Annotated in this window: 19 protein-coding genes and 1 pseudogene; 9 read left to right on the forward strand and 11 right to left on the reverse strand. The window is 60.7% G+C overall.

Features of this window, described 5'->3' with window-relative positions:
• Both J6500_RS25370 and J6500_RS25375 read left to right on the forward strand, forming a co-directional pair.
• On the forward strand, positions 1-1,206 hold a 1,206-nt coding region (locus J6500_RS25370; RefSeq protein ID WP_225715430.1), incomplete at its 5' end, for an acyl-CoA carboxylase subunit beta.
• Positions 1,207-1,208: 2 nt separating this feature from the next.
• Positions 1,209-3,224: an acetyl-CoA carboxylase biotin carboxylase subunit gene (locus J6500_RS25375; RefSeq protein ID WP_225715493.1), complete on the forward strand. Its 2,016-nt coding sequence runs from the start codon at positions 1,209-1,211 to the stop codon at positions 3,222-3,224.
• On the opposite strand, the gene J6500_RS25380 is transcribed toward J6500_RS25375, so the two are convergent.
• The gene (locus J6500_RS25380) at positions 3,167-3,883 is read right to left on the reverse strand and encodes an argonaute/piwi family protein (protein WP_225715431.1); all 717 of its coding nucleotides are present in this window, start codon (positions 3,881-3,883) and stop codon (positions 3,167-3,169) included. The genes J6500_RS25375 and J6500_RS25380 overlap by 58 nt on opposite strands.
• A gap of 570 nt (positions 3,884-4,453) precedes the next feature.
• On the opposite strand from J6500_RS25380, the gene J6500_RS25385 reads away from it, so the two are divergent.
• Positions 4,454-5,731: an NRAMP family divalent metal transporter gene (locus J6500_RS25385; protein ID WP_225715432.1), complete on the forward strand. Its 1,278-nt coding sequence runs from the start codon at positions 4,454-4,456 to the stop codon at positions 5,729-5,731.
• A gap of 254 nt (positions 5,732-5,985) precedes the next feature.
• Here the strand turns inward: J6500_RS25385 and J6500_RS25390 are convergent, their stop codons facing one another.
• The 7 genes and pseudogenes from J6500_RS25390 to J6500_RS25420 form a co-directional block, all read right to left on the reverse strand.
• A complete protein-coding gene (locus J6500_RS25390) occupies positions 5,986-6,159 on the reverse strand; it encodes a hypothetical protein (RefSeq protein WP_225715433.1) in 174 nt (57 codons plus the stop codon).
• Positions 6,160-6,694: 535 nt separating this feature from the next.
• Positions 6,695-6,940 (reverse strand): hypothetical protein, encoded by a 246-nt coding sequence (locus J6500_RS25395; RefSeq protein WP_225715434.1) that lies wholly within the window; start codon positions 6,938-6,940, stop codon positions 6,695-6,697.
• A gap of 434 nt (positions 6,941-7,374) precedes the next feature.
• On the reverse strand, positions 7,375-7,590 hold the full coding sequence (locus J6500_RS25400) for a hypothetical protein (RefSeq protein ID WP_225715435.1): 216 nt from the start codon (positions 7,588-7,590) through the stop codon (positions 7,375-7,377).
• 78 nt (positions 7,591-7,668) lie between these two features.
• Positions 7,669-7,845, reverse strand: a complete 177-nt coding sequence (locus J6500_RS25405; protein WP_225715436.1) for a hypothetical protein — start codon at positions 7,843-7,845, stop codon at positions 7,669-7,671.
• Positions 7,846-8,247: 402 nt separating this feature from the next.
• A pseudogene (locus J6500_RS25410) lies at positions 8,248-8,436 on the reverse strand (SOS response-associated peptidase); the annotation flags it as partial.
• A gap of 240 nt (positions 8,437-8,676) precedes the next feature.
• A complete protein-coding gene (locus J6500_RS25415; protein ID WP_225715494.1) occupies positions 8,677-9,516 on the reverse strand; it encodes a hypothetical protein in 840 nt (279 codons plus the stop codon).
• A gap of 85 nt (positions 9,517-9,601) precedes the next feature.
• Positions 9,602-10,651, reverse strand: a complete 1,050-nt coding sequence (locus tag J6500_RS25420; RefSeq protein WP_225715437.1) for a helix-turn-helix transcriptional regulator — start codon at positions 10,649-10,651, stop codon at positions 9,602-9,604.
• A gap of 215 nt (positions 10,652-10,866) precedes the next feature.
• On the opposite strand from J6500_RS25420, the gene J6500_RS32015 reads away from it, so the two are divergent.
• From J6500_RS32015 to J6500_RS25450, 6 genes are all read left to right on the forward strand, one after another.
• Positions 10,867-11,247, forward strand: coding sequence for a helix-turn-helix transcriptional regulator (locus J6500_RS32015; protein ID WP_225715438.1), 381 nt, complete (start codon positions 10,867-10,869; stop codon positions 11,245-11,247).
• A gap of 107 nt (positions 11,248-11,354) precedes the next feature.
• Positions 11,355-12,023 (forward strand): hypothetical protein, encoded by a 669-nt coding sequence (locus J6500_RS25430; RefSeq protein ID WP_225715439.1) that lies wholly within the window; start codon positions 11,355-11,357, stop codon positions 12,021-12,023.
• A gap of 83 nt (positions 12,024-12,106) precedes the next feature.
• Complete coding sequence (locus J6500_RS25435) at positions 12,107-12,463, forward strand: HdeA/HdeB family chaperone (RefSeq protein ID WP_225715440.1); 357 nt, start codon at positions 12,107-12,109, stop codon at positions 12,461-12,463.
• 83 nt (positions 12,464-12,546) lie between these two features.
• Positions 12,547-13,980, forward strand: coding sequence for a DUF1254 domain-containing protein (locus tag J6500_RS25440; protein WP_225715441.1), 1,434 nt, complete (start codon positions 12,547-12,549; stop codon positions 13,978-13,980).
• A gap of 211 nt (positions 13,981-14,191) precedes the next feature.
• Entirely contained in the window at positions 14,192-15,199 is a 1,008-nt protein-coding gene (locus J6500_RS25445) for a SphA family protein (protein ID WP_225715495.1), read from the forward strand.
• An 85-nt stretch (positions 15,200-15,284) separates the two neighbouring features.
• Positions 15,285-15,719: a DUF2721 domain-containing protein gene (locus tag J6500_RS25450; protein ID WP_225715442.1), complete on the forward strand. Its 435-nt coding sequence runs from the start codon at positions 15,285-15,287 to the stop codon at positions 15,717-15,719.
• Between the two features lie 1,316 nt (positions 15,720-17,035).
• Here J6500_RS25450 and J6500_RS32120 read toward each other — a convergent pair.
• The 3 genes from J6500_RS32120 to J6500_RS25465 form a co-directional block, all read right to left on the reverse strand.
• Positions 17,036-17,425 carry a hypothetical protein gene (locus J6500_RS32120; RefSeq protein WP_312018236.1) on the reverse strand — a complete coding sequence of 130 codons (390 nt, stop codon included), beginning with the start codon at positions 17,423-17,425 and terminating at the stop codon, positions 17,036-17,038.
• A gap of 179 nt (positions 17,426-17,604) precedes the next feature.
• Positions 17,605-18,225: an NUDIX domain-containing protein gene (locus J6500_RS25460; protein WP_312018237.1), complete on the reverse strand. Its 621-nt coding sequence runs from the start codon at positions 18,223-18,225 to the stop codon at positions 17,605-17,607.
• Complete coding sequence (locus J6500_RS25465; protein ID WP_225715443.1) at positions 18,222-19,286, reverse strand: UDP-glucuronic acid decarboxylase family protein; 1,065 nt, start codon at positions 19,284-19,286, stop codon at positions 18,222-18,224. The genes J6500_RS25460 and J6500_RS25465 overlap by 4 nt, the downstream gene beginning before the upstream one ends.
• Between the last annotated feature and the right edge of the window lie 3 nt (positions 19,287-19,289).

A 19,289-nucleotide genomic window follows, 5' to 3' on the forward strand; every position in this document is an offset into this window, starting at 1 on the left:
AAGTTGCAGGACATGGCGATGAAGGCGAGGGCGCCGATCATCGGCCTCTATGACGCCGGCGGCGCGCGCATCCAGGAGGGCGTAGCCGCCTTGGCGGGCTATTCCTACGTGTTCCGCCGCAACGTCATCGCCTCGGGCGTGATCCCGCAGATCTCCGTCATCATGGGCCCCTGCGCCGGCGGCGACGTCTATTCGCCCGCGATGACCGACTTCATCTTCATGGTGAAGAACACCAGCTACATGTTCGTCACCGGCCCCGACGTGGTGAAGACCGTCACCAACGAGGTGGTGACCGCCGAAGAACTCGGCGGCGCCTCGGTGCACGCGACGCGCTCCTCGATCGCCGACGGCGCCTTCGAGAACGACGTCGATGCGCTGTTGCAGATGCGCCGGCTGATCGACTTCCTGCCGTCGAACAATTCCGACGGCGTGCCGGAATGGCCGAGCTTCGATTCGATCGAGCGCGTCGACAATTCGCTCGATACCCTGATCCCCGACAATCCGAACAAGCCCTACGACATGAAGGAACTGATCCTGAAGGTCGTCGACGAGGGCGACTTCTTCGAGATATCGGAGACGTTTGCCAAGAACATCATCACCGGCTTCGGCCGCATCGCGGGCCGCACCGTCGGCTTCGTCGCCAACCAGCCGATGGTGCTGGCCGGCGTGCTCGACAGTGACGCCTCACGCAAGGCCGCGTGCTTCGTGCGCTTCTGTGACGCCTTCAACATCCCGATCGTCACCTTCGTCGACGTGCCGGGCTTCCTGCCGGGCACCGCGCAGGAATATGGCGGCCTGATCAAGCACGGCGCCAAACTGCTGTTCGCCTACTCGCAGTGCACGGTGCCGCTCGTCACCATCATCACCCGCAAGGCCTATGGCGGCGCCTTCGACGTCATGGCGTCGAAGGAAATCGGCGCCGACATGAACTACGCCTGGCCGACTGCTCAGATCGCGGTGATGGGCGCCAAGGGCGCGGTGGAGATCATCTTCCGCAGCGACATCGGCGACCCCGACAAGATCGCCGCGCGCACCAAGGAATATGAAGACCGCTTCCTGTCCCCCTTCATCGCCGCCGAGCGCGGCTATATCGACGATGTCATCATGCCGCACTCGACGCGCCGCCGCATTGCTCGGGCGTTGGCGATGCTGCGCGACAAGCATGTCGAGATGTCCGTGAAGAAGCACGATAATTTGCCGCTGTGATGATGTTCAAACGAATCCTGATCGCCAACCGCGGCGAGATCGCCTGCCGGGTCATCAAGACTGCGCGCCGTATGGGCATTGAGACGGTCGCCGTCTATTCCGAGGCCGACCGCGACGCGCTGCATGTCGAGATGGCCGACGAGGCCGTGCTGATCGGCCCGCCCGCGGCCGCCGAAAGCTACCTTCAGATCGACAAAATCGTCGAGGCCTGCCGCAAGACCGGCGCCCAGGCGGTGCATCCCGGCTACGGCTTCCTGTCCGAGCGTGAGGCGTTTCCGCGCGCCCTGGAAGCCGCCGGCGTCGTGTTCATCGGCCCGAACCCCGGCGCGATCGCCGCGATGGGCGACAAGATCGAATCCAAGAAGGCGGCCGCCAAAGCCAAAGTCTCGACCGTCCCGGGCCATCTCGGCGTCATCGAGGACGACAAGCACGCGGTACAGATCGCCGAGGAGATCGGCTATCCCGTGATGATCAAGGCCTCGGCCGGCGGCGGCGGCAAGGGCATGCGCATCGCGCATTCCAAGTCCGAGGTCGCCGAAGGCTTTAATCTGGCGAAGGCCGAAGCGAAGTCGTCGTTCGGCGACGACCGCGTCTTCATCGAGAAGTTCATCGTCGATCCCAGGCACATCGAGATCCAGGTGCTCGGCGACAAGCATGGCAACGTGATCTATCTCGGCGAGCGCGAATGCTCGATTCAGCGCCGCAACCAGAAAGTCATCGAGGAAGCGCCGTCGCCGCTGCTCGACGAGACGACCCGCCGCAAGATGGGCGAGCAGGCGGTCGCGCTGGCCAAGGCGGTGAACTACGATTCGGCGGGCACCGTCGAATTCGTCGCCGGCCAGGACAAGAGCTTCTATTTCCTGGAGATGAACACCCGCCTGCAGGTCGAGCATCCCGTCACCGAACTGATCACCGGCATCGACCTCGTCGAGCAGATGATCCGCGTCGCCGCCGGCGAGAAGCTCGCGATTGCGCAGAAGGACGTGACGCTGACCGGCTGGGCGGTGGAATCCCGCGTCTATGCCGAGGATCCGTTCCGCAACTTCCTGCCGTCGATCGGACGGCTGGTGAAGTACCGTCCGCCGGCGGAGGCCAGCCATGACGGCGTCACCATCCGCAACGACACCGGTGTGCAGGAGGGCGGCGAGATCTCGATCCATTACGATCCGATGATCGCCAAGCTCGTCACCCACGCGCCGTCGCGCGCGGCGGCGATCGAGGCGCAGGCGACCGCGCTCGATGCGTTCTACGTCGACGGCATCAGGCACAACATCCCGTTCCTGTCGGCGCTGATGAATCACCCGCGCTGGCGCGAGGGCCGACTCTCGACCGGATTCATCGCCGAAGAGTTCCCGAAGGGATTTTCCGCACGACCCCCCGAGGGTGAGATTGCGCGGAGGCTCGCCGCGGTCGGTGCCGCGATCGATCACGTGCTGGGCGAGCGCAAGCGGCAGATCTCCGGCCAGATGGGCGGCCGCGTCGTGCAGCGCGAACGCCGCCGCGCGGTGTGGCTCGATCGCGACGAGATCGCGCTCGATGTCGCGCGCGAGGCCGATGCCATCGCGGTGCGCTTCGTCGGCACCGACGGGCTGCCGGGCAACCCGCACAATCTCGTCTCGAGCTGGGTGCCCGGCGATCCGGTCTGGCAGGGTACTATCGACGGCAATTACGTCGCGTTGCAGGTCCGCGCGATCAGCAACGGCTTCCGCCTTGCGCATCAGGGTTTTGAGGTCCCGGTCTATGTCTTCACCGAGACCGAGGCAACCTCGGCGCGGCTGATGCCGGTGGTCTCGGCCGCCGACACCGGCAAGAAGCTGCTGTGTCCGATGCCGGGCCTCGTGGTCTCGATCGCGGTGGCCGAAGGCCAGGAGGTCAAGGCCGGCGAGACGCTGGCCGTGGTCGAAGCCATGAAGATGCAGAACGTGCTGCGCGCCGAGCGCGACGGCACGGTGAAGAAGATTCATGCCGCTCCGGGTGCGACACTTGCCGTGGACGCGCTGATCCTGGAGTTTACGTAGATCCACCACTGCTCGCCCGCACTGCGATGAGTGGCAGATTGTGGTGGGCGGCCGACCAGAGCACTATATCGAATACATTGCGCTGCCGTGTACCCAAATAGAAAACGAGCTGTCGTTCGGGCAGGCCCAGCTGATGCCTTCAAAAGCCTCTGACGGTAGCCGCAGCGGTCGCGGAGTCGGTCCTTCGTCGACAAGGATTGCGTTCGTGGGCTCTCTCCGGCCGTAGCTCGAACGTTGCTCTTCATCACGGTTATGTGCAACGGATTAGGCGTCTCTGGTCCAATGTAAGTGTCGAGCTGCGGCACATAACCCATCGTCCAAAGATAAGCCGTCTGATCATAGAGCAGGAGCGCGGTCCCGCGCAGCACGGGATAGTCGCCATCGCGAAAAAGCTTGGTCTGGCCGCCCGTCGATCGAATTCGTACGCCGATGACGTTGGTCTCCTTCGGCGCCGCTTCGATAAAGGCGTTCCACTCTTCGTCGTTGAAGTAGGTCTGCCCGTGAATGAACAGCTCGTTGGGCGGGCTGCCATGCGTCTCGGCGTAGGTATTCAGCACCAGAGCGAGCAGATTCTTCGCCGCGGGCGCCTTGAGATGAAACTCGTAATCGCCGGTCTTCCACGGTCCATTGGCGCCGCGGAATACGACACCGTCCCTCATTGAGAAACATCTGCGCTGCGCAGCAGGCATGCCCGTCGGGGGCGTTCGGCAAGCTCTTGTAGACCATGCCAATGTAGCATACCCCCGCTCGAACGGCAGCTAACCGCCACGGCGGGCTGCGTCTTGTAGTAGAGCCCGATTGCGAGATTCCAGGCGACCGTCGCAGCGTCCTGTGTCTTGCGCAGCGGGTAACCGGCCTTGTTGAGGAAAGCGTCGGGCGCGATCGTCGTCTCACGAACCAGTTGCGTCGGCGCGATCGCCGGGAATCGGCGCTTCACAACCGAAGAGTTGGTGCGTGAGTTTTCGGTCCGCTTCCCGGTGAGCTGGCGTTATCTGGTCCGCAATATGCGTCAGGGGGGAAAGGGGCCGGCCGCCCGTATAGCGCCGCGTCGCGCATCGCCACGATGCTGCTGCGGCTGGCCAATCAAGGGCAGATCGAGCGCCGCAAATACGTCGTGCGCCATCGTTGGGAAACCCGTGGGTAAGGACCTGGCAAAGCTAGTCGTCCAGCGTAGGAACTATGCCCGCTGCCGGCGCTTGACGGGTCCAACCGCGAGCGGCAGGGATTGGATGGCCGACAAAGACGAGGCAAAGGCCAGGGAACCGGGGCTCGCAAAAGCCATAGGGCTCGGCATCATCACTGGGGCAGCCGATGACGATCCTTCCGCCATAGGCACGTACGCCAGCGCCGGAGCGCAGTTCGGAACGCAAATCCTATGGATGGCGCCTGTCGCCCTGCCGATGATGTTCACAGTCGTTTATCTATCCTCCAAGCTCGGGCAAGTTTCTGGCCGGGGACTCTTCCAAGTCATTCGGGACTTCTATCCGCGTTGGCTGCTCTGGGCGGTGCTGGTCGGGGTAATGATCGGCAACACGATCGAGGCTGCCGCCGACCTCGGCGGGATGGCCGCCGCACTTGGGATTTTCATTCCACTACCTATACCCTTGATCGTCGGCGTGGTGGCTACCGGGCTGCTGGCGCTTCAGGTGCTCGGATCCTATGCGACCATCCGCTCGGTCTTTCGCTGGCTTGCTCTGGCCTTGCTCGCCTATGTCGCTGCGGCTCTACTGGCGCGGCCAAGTCCTGGCCTGGTCCTGATCGGCACGCTAGTTCCGTCGGTGCGCTTTGACCGCGACTTCCTAGCGATTGTCGTTGCGATCATCGGAACATCGTTGTCAGCTTATATCTACACTTGGGAATCCAATCAGCAGGTCGAGGAAAAGATCGAGGAAGGCAAGACGAGGCTTTCGCAGCGGATCGGAGCATCGAAAGCCGAACTTGCGCGCAGCCGCCGCGATGTCCTGATCGGCATGACATTCTCCAATGCCGTTATGTATTTCATCATCATGTCGACAGGGGCCACGCTTCACGCGCAGGGGCAAACCAATATCGAGACGGCCGCGCAGGCGGCTGAGGCATTGCGGCCCCTCGCCGGCGCGGGCGCAAGCGTGCTGTTCACAGTCGGAATCATTGGCGTCGGCTTTCTTGCGGTGCCGGTGATGACCGCGGGGGCGGCCTACGATTTGGCGCAGGCGTTCGGTTGGAGAGCCAGCCTTCACGCCCGTCCTGGCGAAGCACCGAGGTTCTACTGGGCCATTGCCGGGCTGACCGCGATCGCGGTCATGCTGAACTTCCTTGGCTTCAATCCGATGCGGACCCTCGTCTGGTCCGGGATCGTCCAGGGACTCTCCACGCCACCGCTCCTGCTGCTGATCATGTTGATGACCAACAGCCGCAAGATCATGGGCGACAAGGTGAACACACCGTGGATGAACGTTCTTGGATGGATTACCACTGGTGCCGTGTTTTCGGCGAGCCTTGGGCTCGTCGCGACGTGGCTCCTCTAAGCGATTTGATGAAAAATCGGAACCGCGCTAGGGTCAAAGTATTGAATTATAGCGGCTGGCCTCCATCGCGCCATCATCGGAGCACCTGAATGCTCCCGCAAGAGCTCAAAATAGCGCTGTTCTTTTCCGGGATCATTGCTTCCGCATGTTTCGGCGCAGCGACCGTTGCAGCTCGATTCCTCTAAGCACGGCAACGCAGTTATGCAGAGTGCGAAGTTGATAGCGTCTGCTGTCCGAGCCGAGTTCCAGCGAGCTCAAGCAGAAATTGTCGCGCACTCAACTATCTCCTTTTGCGCGACCGGCCACTCTTCGCCTTCGAGGGGAAAATCCAGTACGCGATAAAGGTTTGCTGCGACAGGCTCGGCGACAACCGGACGCCAAGCATCTGTCCCTTCATTGCGGAGCTTGAGATAGATCGTCGTCGGCATGGTCCGGGCTCGTCTCAGGTACTTCAATTTGGCGGCGCCTTTTATATCATGCCAAACCTTGGGATGCCGCCTTATGGCCCTGCTCGGACCTCGTGCAATGTCCGCTGCTGCGCCGCTGTTGCAGGTAGGCAGACATGCGGGATTTAATGAGTACACGCCCTAGGACACTTGATGCCGCCTGATTTCTCCGACCATCATGTCCAGCGCCGCGATGTGCTCAACGCTCAACGGCCGCTGAACGAGGCTGGCGGCCCATCCTTCCGGGATGGCGTCCAGCACGCGGTTAAGTGCCTCTTCGCGTGGGGTTGCGGCAAGCCAAATCTGGACCTCACGGTCGTCAGTCGTCACGCGGACCAGATGGACTTCGGTAGCTCGCTGCATAACCGTAAAACTATGCCTGAGCAGATTGTTTCTAACCCAAGAGCGTGGTGCATCGCCGGGACCTTCGTCCGTTGGTGTTGTCCAAATGTCGCACCGCCTGCAGGCGGCTCGGGGCTAGGCGTCCGCGCCTTCGAGCGCAGCTTTTGTGAGCGGCCTAAGTGAAGTCACGGCGTTCCCTCTCAGCCTTGTTGACCGCCTTGAGCCGTTCTCGGATGTAGTTAGAAACGTCTCCGATCTCAGCCCGTAGGGCCGACTCCGAGATACCCTGGCCTTTCGCAGCCTCGATCATGCGCTGGGCCAACTCAGCCACATCTTGTGACGCGCCCACATTCCGATACTGCTCCGCAGCATGAATGCTGTTCTCGATCCAGAAATCGACGAACTCGCGGGTTGTGCTCACAGTGCTTCCTTAAGAGCTAATGACTGCGAGCGTTAGCGCCAGAGAGTGAACAGAGCAAGAGTGGAGCGCGACCTTCTCGGGATCGGCATAAAAGGGCGGTCGGTGGCGAACTTCATCGGCGGATTCCATCGCGGCGTTGCGCGGCATAAATGTGCGGCGTGTGGATCTGGCTCTCGGCCGGCGGCGCGCTTCTCGGCCGCGCGCTGCGAGAGGATCGTGGTCACGGCCCGCGCGCGCGCCAGTTCCTTCGTGAGCGCCTTGCGGTCTCCGCCTAAGATCGGCATCGGATGGCGTTTGGGTGCCATGACGCCCAGCGGCGGCACAGCGACTTCTCGCCGAGCACGCCAAGTTTTTCACGGTTGAAATGAGTGTCGAGGCTCGGATCGTGTGCGAGCTCGAGTGGGAGGATGATGAGGCCGCCAACTGAGACGGCCTTACTCCTCGGTCGCCAACGTGAGCGGCGAGCGCAGCCATTCAGCCATGCTAGCGCCCGCTTCGGCCTGCCGGGCTAGTTCCAACAGCGCTTCTCCTTGGATGCCAGGCGCCAACGCTGCGGCTTGCTTACGCAATTGCTCGGCTCGCTTGAGAAGTCGGTCTTCCAGAGTAGCTGTCTGGGCAATGCGTCGCCGACGCTTCTTCTTCGGTTCCATGTGGCCTTCCCCTATCCGTTCCCCGCCCGGAACAGGGAATTAAAGGCGTGAGGTCCACGTAAGGTTCCAAAGCTCTGGTTAGTTCTTAGGCTGCTCCCGAATCGCACTTTCGACTTCCTCGGCCAACATGCGGTGATGTGCGGCTAGCTTGGCAAAGAGGGCCTTTTTCATCGCGTTGGTCGCGAGCTTGCTGATCAGTTCGCACTCTGCCGCCTCGATCCGAAGCTTCTCCAGGTGCGCTTTCATATCCTGCATGGCCGTACCCTCTCAGAGGTTCCGGGAACTCATTGAGAGGGAACCCGGGCGCCGCGTCAATCGGGCGCTGTCCTAGTTAGGACACCCGTAGCCGGGAATCGGGACACTCCGCAATCACCCGCGCCGGCCTCCCCACCAGGGTAGACGGCCGGCAACGGGCTTAGGTCGACACGTCCCGTGCTGAGTGAGAGTAGGCCGACCTGGGTTCGTCGTAACACTGACGGAGCGCGGCAGACATCCGCAATTACGGGGCCGGGAAAAGGTGGCAATCAACGACTGGCGTGCTAACGATGCTCTGGGGTCACGCCCCGACATCAAAGGAAGGCCTTGGCCCCGGCTTCGCGCTGGGGCCTTTTTCCTTTGGCCGGCGCTCCAGGCCACGGCCGAGCCTGATGAACAATTTCAGGCGGCGACCGACCGATCCTCCTTGGCTTCGCCACGCGCGACGATCTTGAGGGCGTCGTCGGGCAGCGGGCGCTGCAGGGCCTTTGCTTCATCCCATTGCGCGCGCATCCAGACGTCGCGCTCTTCATCGGTCGTCAGGATCACGGGCATCGCCTTCGGATGAATCGGCGCGACGACTGCGTTCGGCGGATAGCCCCTCCTGTCTCGCGGAGCCAAACTGCATCCGGTCGATGCGTTTCCCAAAGGGCCACCGTCCTGTTCAACGTGATCGCGAAATTGTAATCAGACAGTGATTCGCAGAGATGAGCGGTCGGGAGAGGACGATAGCTTCCTCGTGAAAAAGACCGGGAAAACCTGAGCCGCCGCCGGAGTGATGAAGAAGAGCTCCGCGGGTCGTGCGATTACGCAAGCACGATCTTGTACGATTCACTTGCGGGCAGCGTATAGAGGCGTTCTGATTGTCAGTTGATAGGCGGGCTTCGGCGACCAGATGATTTCTGTTGTAACGCCAAACAGCCGATTGTCGTTTTCGTCCATCCGATCGAGATCGAACCGCACGATGGGTTGGGTGAAGGACTGGATGGGCGTGAGGGTTAGAAACTGCGCACCTTCGAACGACTGCACGCCCAAACGGCCGGTGAACTTCCAGTTGTTGGACCATTGATAGTATCCGCCGACATAGGCAATCGTGTTCGGGCCGATCCTTCCCAGCGCGCTGCCGACGTCGGTTTGCGTGTATTGGACGCCGCTGAGGATTCCTCTGGTCTCGTCAGAATTGAGCGCATAGTCAAATTCTAGGATGTTGTTGAAGGAGGTTGCGCCCAGCGGTCCGTTGGGAATCGACTGTGTGATGGTGGATTGCACTGTCACCGTAGGAAAGCTCCCTCCATTCTGCTCATAAAGGTCCGCCTGGAAGCCGATGCTCCAGTTTGTGATTTGAAAGGACGAAAATCCGCTGCTTCCGAAGTTCGTCGAACTGCCGGAGACGCCGGCATAGAGCGAGACGCTTTCGGTGACATCGACCGTCAGCGGAAAATCCATATTGAGGGATTTCGCTGTTGGCAGGCCGACCGGAAAGGTGACGCCGCCCGGTCTCGCAAGCGTCTGTGTATTGAACAGCGTTGGATGTCCAAAGCCGAACGCGAGCGATCCTGCTGGGACCTGCGCGTAGATCGTTCTTAGGTCGAGGTAGATCGACGGCACCGACGCATTGGCAACGCCATCATCATCATTTGCAAAGGCCTTGGCAACCGGGACGATGAGCATCGCGCTCAATGCAGCCCTCAAGGTTGATCCGAGAGCTGGGAGCGCTGTGCTGTGACGTGACGGCGGGTTCAAGGCGAAACCTTCCCTAGGTGCGGCTGCCATTGGGTCGGGAGGCGGGCCGATCGTTCGCGACTTGTCCGTTCCTCGACCTCGCCCGAAACTCCCGCGGGGTGCAGCCGGATATCCGGCGGAAAGCGCGTGTGAAGTGGGCGGGGTCGGCATAGCCCGACGAGAACGCCACGTCGATGATCTTGACCTCGGTGCCGCCCAGCAGCCTGGCCGCATTGTCGAAGCGAGCCTGCTCGAGGAGGCCCGAATATGTCAGCCCAGCGAGTGAAAGCCTCCGTTGCAGACTCCTGGTGCTCACTCCCATCATCTCGGCCGCCTGCATGATCGTAAGGCCTCCTTGATCAAGGTAGGAGGGCAAGCTTAGCTTCAATGCGCTGACGACATCCTTGCCGAATGACTGCGGCGCATGATCGGACGGCGCCGGCCGAAAGTCATTTGCGGTATTTGCAAGACTGAGGAGCTCGATCGGAACTTCGATCCATGAGGCCTTTTGACCGGATATGAAGCGCGTGTTCGGCCAATGCGACTGGACCTCAGGGCTCGGCACATAGAGCGCTTCAAACGCAATCACTCTTGGAGACCAACTCGCTCCGGCGAACTGACGGACGATGTGCAGGACGAATATATGCTGAAGCCACTGGGATATCTCGAGATGGGAAATGCCCTCCGTTCCAATGAGCTTGCTGCAAATCCTCAAATTCTCGCCGCTTGGCTCGAGCCAAAGCTGGAGGATTGTATCTTCGCACGGTGCCCAGCGGCATATTTGCTGCAGGGCAACCAGTAGGGTTGGTGCATGGCGCACTCGCGTCTGCATAGCTTCGCTCAAATGTTCGAACGAGAGCCGTTGGGCTGCACGAAAGGCAATTTCCGAGAGGCCCTGTTTTTGCTGAGCCGCGGTCGCGAACCGGACGGCCGGCAGCAAAGGTATGTAATGATCCGCTTTTTCTTCAAATGACGTCGGAAGTTGAAATTTGGCGAGAAGTGCTGCCGTGGGGCCGCCTATCTCAGAATGAAGCTCGGCGAATGGAATCAAAAATTGACAACGGGTCAATGGGATGACGGTCATTACTACCTGCCCAGAAGTTTTGCCGCGATCGTAGCTTAGCAGGCCGGAACCCTTCCTGCGTCGTCTTAATTGCGCAGCCAGGGGCGAGGACGCGTTCGACCAATTCCGCTTGGGACAAGTTTTGGCGGCTGATGGCCAGATCGGTGCCCGCAGTTGCTCTATCCTGAAGCGTCGTTTCTCTTGCAGGAGCACGGGCTTCACGCCTCAGCCAACCGATGAAAGCTGTCCGATTGCCTTCAACCCAGGCGGTCCGCGCAGTCATTGCCGCGTCGCTGCGACACGGTGACGCAACTCTGGATAGCACCGCTCGCGCCCTCAAGATCAGCTCGCGCACGCTACAGCGTCACCTTGGTCGCATGGGCACCAGCCACAGCGAAATGCTCGCGGAAGTTCGCTTGAACATCGCTTGTCGCTTGCTCGTCGACTCAGGCAAGCCACTGTCGGAAATCGCGAAATTCGTCGGCTACAGCAACGCTAGCAGCTTTAGCCGTACTTTCGTGCGTTTGATGAAAATTCAACCCATCATTTACAGGCAACTTGCCGATAGGCAGAGCCGAGCGAGCCATCGCAAGAGGCCTCACGCCGCTGGGCAATGACAATTCCGATCATTGGCGCGAAATGGCAAGACGCACGATTTGAATTGGCGCGAAATGCTTAGCGAAGCTGATTGCCGAAATTGCGCTCCCCCAAAGGAATAACAAACATGACCCTTCGCTCAGCTCTGTTGGTATTTTGCGTCGCCGGATTGATTGCCGCTCCCCATAAGGCGCTTTCCCAGTCTGCACCGGAGAGCAAACCACACGTACCGCTTGAGAAGTCGATCGGTCAGGCAAAGCCGGAAGTCGTGCCATCGCTCTTCGTCCTCAACTCGCGCGGTGCGAGCTTGAAGGACGGGAAGCTCGTGCTGACGGGGGTTTCGCCGAATGCGATCGTGTTCGCCGATCGGCCCGTGAGGGCAGCCGGTCACGATCTCACGTCGCGAATTGTCGAGGATTGGGGCAATGGCAGTGATAGCTTCGCGAAAGATCCTCCAAACGCCACTGTGTCCGAGTTCAGGAAAGACGGGTCATCAGTAGCCGACGCCGTCGTCGTCCTGAAATCGCCCAAGCTCGACGGCGACAGGCTGACCTTCGATGTCGATACGCTCGAAGGTGACCTTGCGGGAGCCGATGGACCGGCGTCGATCTTTATCGACATTATTGGTCGTCCATTCACGCCGCTGTCCTTTGCCGGCGTTGCCCGCCGCACCGCCTGGCGAGGTGCTTACTACCGCGGCGCTGCAGTCGCGGGTGCGGCCGCCCTTGGAGCTGCGGCAGCCTATCCTTATTACGCCCCGCGATGCGGATACTATCCGTATCCGCCTTGTTACTGAGCAACGCGACCGCCGAGTCACAGCCGCCGGTCCCACAGGTGGAAGGTCGGCTGGCTTAAGCCGGAGCTCACAGGAGGGGATCAATGAGACGAACCGCCATAATTGCAGCATCGCTGATCATCGCCGGCATTCAGTCAGCGCATGCGCAGACGGACCTGAGCGCCTACGCCAATGCCGAAGGTTATCTGGATGTTCAGAAGCTGACATGCGCGCAACTCGCCGGAACGTGGCAGGGAGACGCCGATCTTCTCACTGCCTGGTACAGCGGTTGGTACAACGGCCTCGCGCGCAAGCATTACCTCGACATCAAGAAGTCCCGCGAGGCCGAGCACGAAGTGATCCAACATTGCAAGGCGCATCCCGACCAGCTCATCATCGAGGCGATCGCAGTGGTCTTCAAGGATATGAGAGCCGCGCTTGGGATCAGGATGCAGCCGTAACTGCGAGATCGGACACCTTTCACGGCAGGAGCAGCCTGACGATTACTTGAAGACCATTCGATTTGAACACAGGGAGAAGAGCAATGGAGATCACTCGTCGCAATCTTACCCTTGGCGGAATGGGTCTGCTCACTGGAGCGGCGATCGGTCAACCGGCCGTCGCCCAAGATGGTTCTTTTCTGGGAATCGGTCAGGGCTTGGAGGAGTTCTGGCTCGCGAGCGACGCCTACATATTCGGCTATCCGCTGGTGACGATGGAGATGACCCGCCGCGTTCTCACCAACGTCGCCGAACCCATAGGAACGAAGGCGCCGATGGGGCAGATCATCAAGATGCGCCAATATCCGGATGCCTCATTCAAGGACGTCACGGCACCGAACGCGGACACGCTCTACACCACGTCCTTCTTCGACGTCGGGAAAGAACCGTGGGTCCTCAGCATCCCGGACATGAAAGGGCGCTATTTCCTGATGCCCATGCTGGATGGCTGGACGACGGTGTTCCAGGTGCCGGGAAAGCGCACCACCGGCACCGGCGCACAGACCTATGCCATCACCGGGCCCGGCTGGAAAGGCACGCTGCCGGACGGCGTGAAGGAGTACAAATCACCCACCAGCATCGTGTGGCTGCTCGGCCGCATCTATTGCACCGGAACGCCGGATGACTATGCCGCCGTCCACAAGCTGCAGGACGAGTGCAAGCTCGTTCCGCTCAGTGCCTACGGCAAGCCGTACACGCCGCCTCCGGGAAAGGTCGATGCGTCGATCGACATGAAGACGGCTGTCCGCGAACAGGTCAATCGCATGGACGCGGTGTCATATTTCAAGCTGCTCTGCGAGCTCATGAAAACCAACCCGCCATACGCGGCAGACGCGGCCCAGCTGGCCAAATTTGCCCGCATCGGCATCGTGCCCGGGCGGGACTTCGACGAGACCAAGCTGAAGGCGGACTTCCTGAAGCGCGTCCCGGAGGTGTCGTTCGACAGGATCATGCTCCAGTTCAAGGTTAACAAGGCCATCAAGGACGAGAACGGCTTTGCGTTCACGACGAAAACCGGAATCTACGGCACCGACTACCTGATGCGGGCCCTGGTGACCGCGATCGGACTTGGCGCCAACCGCCCGCAGGATGCGGTCTACCCGACCTCGCAAAAGGATGCGGATGACCGCAAGTACAATGGTGCGAATAAGTATGTCATGCGGTTTCCGAAAGGCCACCTGCCTCCGGCCGAGGGATTCTGGTCGCTCACGATGTACGACAGCAGCTACTTCTTTGTGAACAATCCGCTCAACCGATATTCGATCAGTGCGCGGGAAAACCTGAAGGAAAATCCGGACGGCTCGACCGATCTCTACATTCAGAAGGACTCGCCCGGCAAAGACAAGGAGTCCAACTGGCTTCCCGCGCCCGAGGGAGATTTCATACTCATGCTGCGCATGTATTGGCCGCAGGAGACCGATCCTTCGATCATCAACGGCACGTGGACGGTTCCTGCCGCCAAGAGGGTCGAGGCTTGAGAAGCTTGATTCATGCCGGCTCCGCGGGGACGGCATGAATCAACGTGTTTCAATTTGCGGTCGCGAGTCGTGCGCTCGAGGGAGCCGTACAGATCGTTCTGCGATGTGTCAAAGGTGGGGTGGGTACGACATGCGGCTTGGTGATTTTTGCAGGAGGCGGCAACCAAACGGGCGAGGCCACGCGCTCAGAGATGTCGGCATCGCCCTGACAATGGTCATAGCGTCAATGTCCTCTGAAGCTGCCCGTGCCGACGAGGGGGGCGTCTCATACTGGCTTCCCGGCCGCTTCGGCAGCCTCGCTGCGACCCCGCAGGTCCCCGGCTGGTCGATGGCGGAGGTCTACTATCACACCAGCGTGAGTGCATTCGGCAATGCTGCGGCCGCCAGGGAAATCCATGTCGGCAGAATCCCTGCCGCGGCAAACGTCGATCTGAACCTGCATCTGAACGCACAGGCGGATCTCATCCTTCTCAATCCCACTTATACGTTCGCAACGCCGGTGCTGGGTGGCCAGCTTGCCATCGGCGTGACCGGACTGTTCGGGCGGTCGAGCGCGGATCTTGCGGGGACACTGACTGCGGCCGTCGGTCCGCTGGCGGCAACTCGCATCGGCAGCTTCGGCGATTCGGTCACGTCGGTCGGCGACCTCTACCCGCAGGCGACGCTGAAGTGGAACGCCGGCGTGCACAATTTCATGACCTATGTGACGGGAGACGTTCCGGTCGGGGCATACAGTCCGAGCAGCCTTGCCAATCTCGGCATCGGTCACGCCGCCATCGACGCCGGCGGCGGCTACACCTACCTCAACACGCAGGCGGGCTATGAATTTTCTGCAGTCGCAGGCTTCACCTACAATTTCAAGAATCAGGATACGCAGTACCAGAACGGGATCGACTTCCATCTGGATTGGGACGCCTCCCAGTTTCTGTCAAAGCAGGTTTTCGTTGGCCTCGTTGGATATGCCTATCAGCAGGTCACCGATGATTTCGGCCAGCATCCCGTCCTGGGAGGCTTCCGGTCGCGCGTGCTGGGCGTTGGTCCGCAGATCGGCTTTCTGTTTCCTGTGGGCGACATGCAGGGTTATCTGAATCTCAAAGGGTACGGAGAATTTGCAGCAGAGAATCGCCCGGCCGGCTGGAATTCCTGGTTGACGTTCTCGATCTCTCCGATGGCGCCGACCAGCACCGTGACGCCGACCCAACGGATCGTAACGAAATAGCGGCGCCGCTGGCGTCTCTGCCTGGTTCAGGTCGCGAATGCCCGGCCCGATTGGTTTCGGCCGCGCTAACCCGAGAGTCGAGTCGATGTTCCCGGACACGCCGTCGGTCAGTCAGCTCTCTCACGTGATTTCTCAAGCTGCTGCACCCGCATTTCTGCTCGGCGCATTGGCGGCCTTTATCGCGGTGCTGATTTCTCGCCAGAACAGGATCATCGACAGATCAATCTACCTGAGCCAGATTTCCGATCGGGATCAGGCGAGATGCCGGCTCAAGGCTGACCTGCCGCGTCTGGTTCGGCGCGCCGCCATGATCAATCGTGCGATCTTCTGGTCCATCATGGGAAGCATCTCGATCAGCGTTGTCATCGTCGTCGGCTTTGTGAGTGCGTTCCTTCACATCCAACACGAGCGAGGCGTTGCCATCCTCTTCATTGTTTCGCTGGCGGCCTTCATCGCATCACTGGTGGATTTCGCGCGAGAGGTCCGAATTGCCCTGAGCGAGTTTGACCACTACGGCTGATCTCGGCCTGGTCCTCATCTAAGCAAACATAGAGCACGATCCTGGCGTGGAGGACATCGCGCGCGCAACCGTACAACGTTCCCCCGGATGAGCGTAAATGCGCTCGCCACCACGGGCACTGCGTATGCGTAAGATTGGATGAAGTATCGTAGATTGGCTGGGTGCGGGGAAAAGCGCTCCAGTCATCTTTGACGCTAGCTTTGGTTTCAGCTCCACCTGGCCTGCTCGGCTTGGCGTATACGATTGTTGCCGTTACCCAATTGCGGATCCGGGCGAACACGCGAGCATTGAGACTGGCCGCTTCGGCCCTTCTTTGGTCAACGAGTTACTTGAACTTGCTCCGAACCGTTCTAATTCATTGTATAGCCGAACCGAGCTTCGGCTAGTTGGAGCACGATAAAGAAGCAGCGCGCGGAGCGCTTAAGAAGTTGAGGAAAGGGACATGAAAGCTTGCATTCGTCGCGGCGGCAATGCTCCTCATTGGATCGGTTGCCTCTGCTTCCGCCGCCCATTGGCATCACCGTGGTTGGGGCGTCCAGGAATTGTGCCCGGACTTGCTCTCGGATTGTTCGCCGGAACACTGGCGGCTGCCACAGCACCCCGAGCTTGGCGGAGCATCTGACCTCCCCCGCACATGCGCGCGCGGACTCTGTAGTTCAAAGGGAACCCAGTTGACCGGCCAATACATCCGGGGATGGCTCCGATGCCGGTGCGCCCGGAACGGTACCGACGCATAGCACGTTGAGTGAGCATGTACTGGCAATGAGGACACTGTCTGCGCCCCTTCGGATCATCCTATCCCTGCGGCTAAGCAATCTACCCTCAAGTCGTTACCCCAATTTGAGATGGTTGCTGGTCCGGACTTTTGACCTGACCAGAGACACCGCGCCTACGATACGATAACAGCATTGAAAATGCGCTCGCTTGCGATCGTTCGCGACAAAGGCCGTTTTCACCCGACTGGTCACTCGAGATATTTCAACATTCCGTTCCGTGAGCGTAAAGATGCCGCTTACCCCAGGGCTCGCGAGCTGCCCTACGCGTAAGATTGGATGAGATATCGAAGGTTTGGTTGGTGTGGGGAAAGGCGCCCCCCGCTACCAATTCTGCGATTTTGCACGCCAATCTGCGATTTCCTGCGATTTTGTACCCTGACGGTAAACGATCCAAAGCCGCAGGCGCGCATGCCAGGCCGAGGTCGGCTCCAAGCTTCGCGCCTTGGGCTGCCTGCTGCGGCATCGTCAGCACCGCGCGTTTATTGCCCAGCCGTTGGATCTCGGTTTTCGCCGCGCCAACAGACGTCACCTTATCGGATTCTACGCACACCTGGTCGGCTTCTGCGGATGAGCCGTCCTGGGGTGACGGTCATGCAAGAACTCCGCGAGAGAATTCGCGACGGCTCCCTCGTCGACCGCCGCGGCGAACAGACGTTCTTGCGCATCGCGCGGAAGGTCCGCCCAAATCTTCAGCGCAGCGTGCCCGAGCAGAGTGGTGAACCGGCTTTCATCCGCAGGCGACAACTCCAGGCTGGATGAGGCGTCCCGCGGCAAGATGGATCGTTGACCGGAAGTCAGATCTTCCGCCCCGGCGCGCGGCACTGAATTGCCGGCGGCCTGACGTTCTCCCTCCAGAGCAAGCCTGCCATCGCCCACGACTTGTGCGACGATTTGTTTGACCGTTCCCACGGCAGTGTTCTTGACACCCATCGCAATTCTCCTCGGTCACTAAGTGCCCTTGGCGCTCTTGCCGCCAACCGTGTCGTACTCCGCGCCGCGTATGCAACCGATAAGGGCGCTTGGTCGTTCCTGCTGGCGCGCCGGCAATTTTCGATCCGCCCTGGTGCGGCCGAAGGATGACTGTCTTGCCGTACAGCCGCTTGATCGCATCATGGCGCGAAAGAAGCGAGTTGCAGCCACTGCAGGACGATAATCGTAGGAGCGCTTTGGATCTCGTTACGTTTCATCAGATCGATGGCTCGGCTAATCGGGCAGCGGATGACCTCAATATCTTCGCCTTCGTGCGATGCGCCAGCGCGCATCGGCGCTGCGGCAGCATCGACACGTGCGAGGAAAAGCGTCATGACCTCATCAGTTAACGCTGGCGCCGGCAAGAAGTCGAATAGCCGCGTCATGGACAACGGCGTGAGCCCGATCTCTTCGATGCACTCGCGTCGCGCGGCCGCTTCGGGTGTCTCGCCGGGGTCGACCCGGCCGGCCACGATCTCGATCATCTCGCCGCGTCCCGTCGCGAGATGACCACCGATCCGGAATTGACGGGTCAGAACGAGTTCATCGCGCTCCGGATCGAGCGCCAGAACGCCAACGACGCGCCCGGAACGCAGCACGTCGCGTTCGAACGTCGTGCCCGCTTCGGTCGTTGGCCGCTCCGTAACGACGAAACGATGGTAGTCGCGGTAGCCGCGACCGATCAGCTGTGGAGGAGATACAGTGATCGATCGCGGCTCGCGGTCGCCGCGGCCAGCGCCGACTAGCTCTCGCAGTATCACGGCTGGCCGGCCAGGGTCAGCTGTGCCCGCCTGCGTCGTGCCGAAGCGGCCGAAGGGCGTGCGCTCGCCAGAGCGGGAGCAGGAGTTGCCATGCGAAGCGAGAAGTAGGCGATTGTTGCCTGTAGACCCTCCTGCAACCCGACACGAGGCCGCCAGCCAAGTAATCGCTCCGCGGTTTCAATAACGGGTTTCCGCCGTTTGGGATCATCTTCCGGAAGAGACTCGAATCGCAGCGGTGACGCCGATCGCGTATATGCAAGCACCGCCCGTGCAATGGCCTCGATGGTGATCTCCTGGGGATTGCCGAGGTTGCACGGCCCGGTGATCGTCGGCGGACTCTCCATCAGCAGCTCGAGGCCCCTGAGGAGATCGTCGATAAAGCAAAAGCTTCTCGTCTGACTACCTTCACCGTAGATCGTGATCGGTTCTCCGCGCAGCGCCTGAACGATGAAGTTGGAGACCACGCGCCCGTCGTTCTCGAGCATGCGAGGTCCATACGTGTTGAAGATGCGGGCGACCTTCACTTCGACGCCGTGCATCCGTTGATAGTCGAACATCAACGTCTCCGCCGCGCGCTTGCCTTCGTCGTAGCAGGCGCGAGGGCCGATCATGTTGACATGGCCGACATAAGTTTCCGGTTGTGGATGAACCTCGGGATCACCGTAGACTTCGCTGGTCGAGGCTTGCAGGACCCGCGCGCCCTTTTGCCGGGCCAGCTCGAGCACGTTCATGGTTCCTATGACACATGTCTTCATTGTCCCGATCGGGTCGCGCTGGTAGTGCCGCGGAGAAGCCGGACACGCCAGGCTGTAGATCTGGTCGATGTCTCCCGCGATGTTCAGCGGGGCGCGCACGTCGTGCTGGATGAAGTCGAATCTGGGATGATTGAGAAGCGGTCTGATGTTGTCGAGCGTTCCGGTAAAGAGATTGTCGACACAGATCACGCGGTTGCCGCGTCGCAAGAGCACGTCACAGAGGTGCGATCCGATGAAGCCGGCGCCGCCCGTGATCACCACGGCACGCGGGGGCCGAGTACCTGGGATATGCGCTTGGTACGTCATTGA

Source organism: Bradyrhizobium semiaridum (genome assembly GCF_020329505.1).
GTDB lineage: Bacteria > Pseudomonadota > Alphaproteobacteria > Rhizobiales > Xanthobacteraceae > Bradyrhizobium > Bradyrhizobium semiaridum.